7 protein-coding genes are annotated in these 7,172 nt (G+C 40.8%); 3 read left to right on the forward strand and 4 right to left on the reverse strand.

What is annotated here, in order from left to right; genetic code table 11:
* The first annotated feature begins 52 nt into the window (after nt 1-52).
* Together BTV98_RS13040 and repM are read left to right on the forward strand one after the other, a co-directional pair.
* Entirely contained in the window at nt 53-856 is an 804-nt protein-coding gene (locus tag BTV98_RS13040; RefSeq protein ID WP_075103750.1) for a hypothetical protein, read from the forward strand.
* 281 nt (nt 857-1,137) lie between these two features.
* Nucleotides 1,138-2,094: a replication initiation protein RepM gene (repM, locus tag BTV98_RS13045; protein ID WP_075103751.1), complete on the forward strand. Its 957-nt coding sequence runs from the start codon at nt 1,138-1,140 to the stop codon at nt 2,092-2,094.
* Between the two features lie 101 nt (nt 2,095-2,195).
* On the opposite strand, the gene BTV98_RS13050 is transcribed toward repM, so the two are convergent.
* The 4 genes from BTV98_RS13050 to BTV98_RS13065 all read right to left on the reverse strand — a co-directional run bounded on the left by BTV98_RS13050 (nt 2,196) and on the right by BTV98_RS13065 (nt 5,175).
* Nucleotides 2,196-3,422: an NADH:flavin oxidoreductase/NADH oxidase family protein gene (locus BTV98_RS13050; RefSeq protein WP_075103752.1), complete on the reverse strand. Its 1,227-nt coding sequence runs from the start codon at nt 3,420-3,422 to the stop codon at nt 2,196-2,198.
* A 97-nt stretch (nt 3,423-3,519) separates the two neighbouring features.
* Nucleotides 3,520-3,828 carry a helix-turn-helix transcriptional regulator gene (locus BTV98_RS13055; RefSeq protein ID WP_075103753.1) on the reverse strand — a complete coding sequence of 103 codons (309 nt, stop codon included), beginning with the start codon at nt 3,826-3,828 and terminating at the stop codon, nt 3,520-3,522.
* Nucleotides 3,829-4,098: 270 nt separating this feature from the next.
* The gene (locus tag BTV98_RS13060; RefSeq protein WP_075103754.1) at nt 4,099-4,821 is read right to left on the reverse strand and encodes a hypothetical protein; all 723 of its coding nucleotides are present in this window, start codon (nt 4,819-4,821) and stop codon (nt 4,099-4,101) included.
* 63 nt (nt 4,822-4,884) lie between these two features.
* Entirely contained in the window at nt 4,885-5,175 is a 291-nt protein-coding gene (locus BTV98_RS13065; RefSeq protein WP_075103755.1) for a mobilization protein MobS, read from the reverse strand.
* 254 nt (nt 5,176-5,429) lie between these two features.
* Between BTV98_RS13065 and BTV98_RS13070 the strand changes: the two genes are divergently transcribed.
* Nucleotides 5,430-7,145 (forward strand): MobA/MobL family protein, encoded by a 1,716-nt coding sequence (locus BTV98_RS13070; protein WP_075103756.1) that lies wholly within the window; start codon nt 5,430-5,432, stop codon nt 7,143-7,145.
* Nucleotides 7,146-7,172: the final 27 nt, after the last annotated feature.

A 7,172-nucleotide genomic window follows, 5' to 3' on the forward strand; every position in this document is an offset into this window, starting at 1 on the left:
ACTACAGTAACGAGATTAATCGCAGCCGCAGCTATGGATTAGGAAGATAAAAATGTCAGAGACACCCAACCTTGAAGACCTACTTACCGCCATTGCCACATTGACAGAACATAATACCGCCTTGTTAGAAAAAATAGAGGCAACAGATCAAGCCACCAAAGACAGAGACGAAGCAACCGCCAAGCTGGTAAACAATCTAACAGCTCAGCTCAATGATTATCAAGAACGAGAGAATGTCATCAAATCAGCGATTGCTATTGGTGCGGCTAAAGAGGTTAGCAAAGAAGTGTCTGCGGTGCTTAATCACTACCATAACCAGTTAACGCAAGGCGTTGGTGGTCATGTTGAAAAGGCGAATCATCACTTAGTACAAACCGTGAACCTAGCCACCACCAGCATTAATGATTTATCCATATTATCGTCAGATATGAAAAAAACCTTTGATGCCAACTTTAAGAGTTTAAGCTTTTTTTCTACTGAGTTTGAGGAACAAAATCGGCAATTAGCCAATGATGCCAAAAACACGTTAATCAGTGTTAGAAAGGAAGCTAGAGAAGGCGCTGAACGATACACCAAAGAGTTATCAGATGAGTTTGCTAGATCACTAAGTTGGAAGGCTGCTGGTCTGGTAGGTGCTATATGTGCTTGTATATTTGCTCTTACTTTATTTTCTGTTTGGTTACTTGTGCCTAGCAAAGCAGACATTGCAGAGCGTCAAACTAAATACAATAGTTTAGCAGCAGCTAAGATTGCTCATAATGTGGTTAACGGTCCAGATGGTGAATTTTATGCGAGAGTCACTCCGAATACTTGCTTTACAGGTACAGATAAGTATCGATACTGCAAATTTAGATAGGTAAAAGCTCTTGTTCTTTTAGTTAATAAAAAAAAGAAAAAAGGTTTTTAATGTTTTTAATGTTTTTAAAAGCTTTTAAGCTCTCGCTATCCTTTGCTATTTAAGGGCTGTAGCATCAATAAAGCTACGTCTATCGACCCATAAAGCTACGTCTATCGACCCATAAAGCTACGTCTATCGACCCATAAAGCTACGTCTATCGACCCATAAAGCTACAGTGTATATAATTTTGTAGCTTTATGGGTTATAGTGCTTATATCATTCACTATGGAAAGTATGAAATGAGCGATAAGCAGTTAATAACCAAAGATAATAAATTAATCAGTGCTAGTTACTCCCTTGGCATACCTGAGCAGCGCCTCATTTTTCTAGCAATCATTGAGGCTAGGGAACAAAAACAGTTGATTGACGCTAGAGGTGTTCTTCAAATTAAAGCAAAGAGCTATCAAGAGCAATTCAAGGTGGAGAAGCATACTTCATACGATGCCTTAAAAAGTGCTACAAGTGGATTGTTTGATGCTCATTTTGAGTATGAAGACATTCACGAACAGACAGGAAAGTTAGCTCGCCATGTGATTAGATGGGTGCAAAAAATAACCTACATTGATGCTGCTGGTCTGGTTGAGCTGCAATTCACAGATGCAGTTATTCCGCTTATAACAAGACTTAGCGAGCAATACACTGAATATGAGTTGAAGCAGGTTAGTGAGTTACAAAGCGAGTATTCAATCAGGCTTTATGAGTTAATGATGCAATGGAAAGCAATTGGTAAAACTAACAGAATATCAGTGGATGATCTACGCAGGAAATTAGGTGTTGAGCCTGAGCAGTACAAGAAAATGAATAACTTCAAAGCTCGAGTTTTAGACCATGCTATCAATCAAATAAATAAACATACAGATATTCAAGCCGAGTATGAGCAACACAAAGATGGACGTGTAATTGTAGGTTTTACATTCAAATTTAAGGTGAAGAATGATAAAAGAAAAACCACTACTGAGCTTAAGAAAAGAGATGTTGATACAGCAGATATGTTCACAGTTGAAGGATTAAACGATAAACAGTTAGGGCGTATTGCTCGCAACCCTCAGTTTATTACTGACTATAATCACATGGTCAGCCCTACCAGTGCAGCAGGACAAAGCGATAGTGGTTGGGAGTTTGAGATGACTAACCGCCTAAAAAAAGACCCTTCTCAGTTCAAGAAGCGTCCAATCAGGGATTATTTAGATTATTAATGCTAGCGGTCTATTATAAGTGGTTCCATTATAGCAGTCTGTTTTAAGTAGTCTGTTAATAGGTTTGAAGGCTGAAATATTTGGTTCCCTTGGGGTATACTCTAAACATCGCCAAATACTTGACGCCATTCATAGCAACGAGCCTCATCTCTTGCATCATAAATACTCATAGCAGATTCTAGATCTAAATCGAAGGCATCCTCATTATCTTCTGCTAATGCTGTTAGTCGCATGGAATACCAAGCAGTGACGCCGCCTGGAGGGTTAGTATCGAATCTTGGAAACTTTGAGTCACCACCTTCAATATTTAACCAGTCATTGGCTAGATTTGGATTTAATGCCATACCACGACCTATACTGACCATATCGACCGCGCCACTCGCAATAGCATCAACAGCTTGCTGACGCGTTTTAAAACCGCCTGTCGCCATAATAGGAATAGTGGTTATCTGTTTTGCACGTTGTGCAAAACTAACGAAGTAAGGCCCACAACCAGAGCTGCTGTCTGAGCTTGCAGGCGCTCCTGGAAAATAAGTACCACCGCTGATATCAATCAGATCGATAGAAGTCTGATCAATGATACCAATCATCTCCATAGCATCCTCTTCTGTTAGGCCGCCTTCTAATTGATCGGTTGAGTTTATCTTAATACCAATGGGGAATGCATCGCCCACCGCCTCTCTAACGGCTTCTATCACCTCATATACGACACGGAATCTTCCTTCTATAGATCCACCGTATCCATCGGTGCGGCGATTGAACAATGGAGATAAAAACTGACTTAGAAGAAACCCATGTCCTGCATGTATTTGAACACCACCAAAACCTGCATCTTTAGCAATCATGGCTGCGTTTGCATACATAGCTGGTAACGCCTCGATATCTTCTATGCTCATCCCCTTGCATTTTAACTCTGCAAGATCTAAGGCAGAAGGGCCTTTAGGTTGACTGATAGGCAAATATGAAAGCGCTCCTGCGTGTCCAAGCTGCGGCCAAAGATGAGCACCATTGATAGATCCGCGGCGTGCCAAATCCTGTAATGCCTCGATATCTGAATTTGGGTTTAGTACTAAATTGCCAGGCTTCTCAGGATAATGAGGAGTACCTTGTACTTCGCCAATCAATGACAATGCTACGCCGCCTTGCGCCCAACGCTCATAAAGACGTGATTGAGCATCCGTTGCATCACCTTGCCCATCACCGAGAGAATCTGACATTGCAGCCTTTACCATTCGGTTTTTTAGCACCACCCCGCAAGGCAGTTGAAGTGACTGACCTAATGTATCTACTAGGTTGGATGAGTTAATTTTGGTCGTTGGTTGTTTCATTAATACACTCCATCGTTATATTGAGATATCTCGATATTCTATGTTAATGCTACGCTGTCTTAAGATAGAACACCTCTGATTTTAGTAAGGCTGCTTACTAGATTTCTAGTAGCTCTTTCTCAACTTCATTAAGAAAAATTCTTATATTGGCCTCATGACGTTGATAAAATGTCCATTGTCCATGACGTTCAGCAATGACCAATCCTGCTTTTTTTAATACACCCATGTAATTCGAGATGGTTGATTGTGATAATCCTGCTTTTTCTTGGATATATGCCACACACACACCGTCTAAATCAGCGTGCTCTGGTAATGAGGCTGGAAAATTCGATCTGTCTTTTAGCCATTCAAGGATTTGACGCCGCATAGGATTATTAAGGGCGGATATTACATTTTCTATATTCATAAACCATGATATCTCGATATGTGATTAAAAGTCAATGTATAACAGTTACTAAAGTATTGGAAAGTTCAAAATATACGATTGCTCTTATAACAGCGCTTATGATAAATAAAAATAATGATCCAAAAGCTCACGGTATGTACACAATGAAGTACACCGCAACTACCTAAATAACTCAATATACCGATACCATTATCCTACAACCAAACATTCAAATCCTCACTAGGGAACCGAACCAGTGCGAGCGTCTGATTGGTTCGCCATAGGCATACTCTATTTAATTGAATCATTATTTAGATAACTTACGTAATAATTATGTGCACGTCTAGTATATCTGTTAGAAACACTGTTTTTTAATTGAAAAATAGGGTAGTGGGATGTGGCAGGTGCCTCGATTAAAACAGAGTCATAATTTTTTACCAACTCTGGTTTTAAGCTAACTGCATATACCAAGTTTAAGATATGTAAAGCCGATAAAGAATGCAATAGGTTATCCAAATTAGCTTTATGAAAGCTATTTAGTCTACTGTGCTTGACGGAGTTATAGTCACTCCACCAGCCTTCAAACTTGTTATTATCATACTCATCCTTTTCCTCTTTTTGCTCTTCCGTCTTTGTTCTATGAGAATCAAATAAAACCTTAAAGGGCTGAAACTGTAGACTATACCCACTAATATTTAAACTCACTTTTGTTTTTTTAATTTTGGAAAAATGGTTTTCTATCATAGCCTTATGTTCTTTGATAGTTAAATCATCTTCTTTAATAGTGTTAGTGTACTCAGGAATATTACTTCTTATATGTTTAAAGATACTATCGATCTCAGAACATACAGCGAAATATAACTGCATTATTTTAAAAGAAAAAACTTTTTTATTGCTTTCATGAATAGCAACATACTCACTTATTTCCTCTAATGATTTTTCTAAAGACAAGTAGTGCAGCCAAAATTGGTTTGTATCACATATCATGTATTTTTTGGATTCTTCTACATTCATTTTCATGCTCCAATAGAGTTAAATAACAGCACTTTAATTTCTTCAGTCTAGCCCATCGTTATTCTATAAATCCCCTTCATTTTCTACTGGCATTACACCACCTAAACTTACTACAAAATCCTTCATCAACTCCTTATCCGTCTGTCTGGTCAAAAAATCCAATAGATTATCAGCTGTGTATTTCTTTAAGCCATCTACTGAATCCTTCTCTAAGGCATCTACAAGAAAAGCACCCAGTAGTATTTTTTGCCGTGTCAGCTTCTTATCCAGTTTCTGCTTCTCCCTATTTATTTTTAGCTCAAGCTCATTAATCTTCTGCTGTTCTTTTAAATCATTACCACCAAGTAAGCTCATAATCCTTCCTTAAATTATCAAATTACAATCTTTCCAACTATAGCAACTTCACCATTACCTAACAACAGTTTATGATATAGTTAATTGACGGATCGTTGAGTCCCACTGACTAAGTGCGAGTTTTCGACTTCACAAATGTTTATCCCTAACGGTCATACATTTATAAAATCAAAACATCGGCAGGGGTAAACCCCCACACCCCCAACACTACGAAAAGACGTAGTGCCAAAAACCTAAAAACTGAGCTTGTAGAAATGGCTATTTTTATCGCATCGACTAAATCAATATCTCGAAGTAACGGACAAAGTGCTGTTGCCAGTGCGAGCTATCGCGCAGGGGTAGAACTAGAAGATAAGCGATATGGTAAGACTCACGACTATTCAAAAAAGCATGGCGTGATGAGTGCCGATATTATTTTTCCGACAGCGTTGGCTGCTGCCAACGCTGATATTGATCGTAGTGATTTATGGAACAAAGCGGAAGCTGCCGAGAAGCGAGTCGATGCGCGAGTGGCTCGCGAATGGCTGGTTAATCTACCGTACGAGCTGAACGAGCAAGAGCGTAAGGAGTTAGCGCATAGCTTCGCCCAAACCCTAGCGGATCGTTACGGTACGATTGCCGACTGTGCTATCCATCAACCCACACAAAAAGAGATTGATCGGGGTGCAGACCCTCGCAACTTCCATGCTCATATCATGTTCACCACGCGCACCGCAGCGCTTGACGATAATAACGAGATCATACTAACCGACAAAGCGAGCATTGAGCTGTCCGATAATAAGCGGCGCTCGCTTGGCATGGCGCGAGTCAGCCATGAGATTACAGACGTTCGCCAAATATGGGAGCATATCGCCAACGAAAAACTAGCCGAGCATGACCATAAATTGATTGATAGTCGCAGCTATGCCGCGCAAGGAATTGATATTGAGCCACAGCTCAAAATGGGGTCAGTGGCTACCAAGCTAGAACGTGACAAATACGAGCGAGAGCTAAGAAAAGCAGAGCAAGCCAAAGAAGAAGGCAAGCACTACGAGATTGATAAAACGCCAGCAACACAGCTTGGCACCATCAACGAAATAATTAACGAGCGTAACGAGCTAGTTTGGGGCGTTGAGCTTGCCAAAAATCAGATCGTGAATGATGCCGCTGATGCCATTATCTTGAATGGTCATAAGATTGAAGACGTTGAACACAGCACACCGCCACCAACAAAGGCGATCAGTATTGATTTACCCACGCCAAGCAGGACAACCACAGCAGATGAACCCATCAAAGAACCTGAATCGCTACCTGCGCCAAAGCCTAAAGCGCCTACGCTAGATGCGGTTGCACAAGCTATGGCGATGGCAAAGGGCATTAAGACTAAGCGCGAGAATGAGCAAAAACAAAAAGACTTAGCATTGGAGCAGCAGCGACAGCGCGACCTTGCCGACCAACAAAAACGTGAACAAGCCGAACGTGAGCGCGTTGAACAGGCACGAGCCGACAGAGCAAGGCAGCTTGCGCTTGAAAACAAGCAATTCCTTGCCGACAAAAAATCACTGTATGCAGCTGTAATGGCACAATTAGAACAGCATACGCAGAAAGGGATTGATCCAAACAGCAAGACCGGCAAACTTATTTTAGCGATTTCAGTCGCTAATGAAGTCATGCACAGCCTCGATCAATACACGGATAACCCAAACACCACACAAAGACAGCGCGAGCTTGCGTCAAATGAGCGTAGCGCGTTAACGGACTTAGTTAACGACAAATCACAGCAAGCACTGAATGAGATTAAAAATATACACTATACCAGTGAGCGTAAAACGCACACAGCAGCCCTACAAGGCGTTCTAAGTGAATTTGTAGACAATCACAGCCAAACCATCGAAAAAACTCAGAAGCAAGCACTACAGAGCGCTCAAAAAGAGATTACAGACTACAGTAACGAGATTAATCGCAGCCGCAGCTATGGATTAGGAAGATAAAAATGTCAGAGACACCCAACCTTGAAG

Origin of the sequence: Psychrobacter sp. Cmf 22.2, assembly GCF_001921745.1 — a bacterium.
Lineage (GTDB): Bacteria > Pseudomonadota > Gammaproteobacteria > Pseudomonadales > Moraxellaceae > Psychrobacter.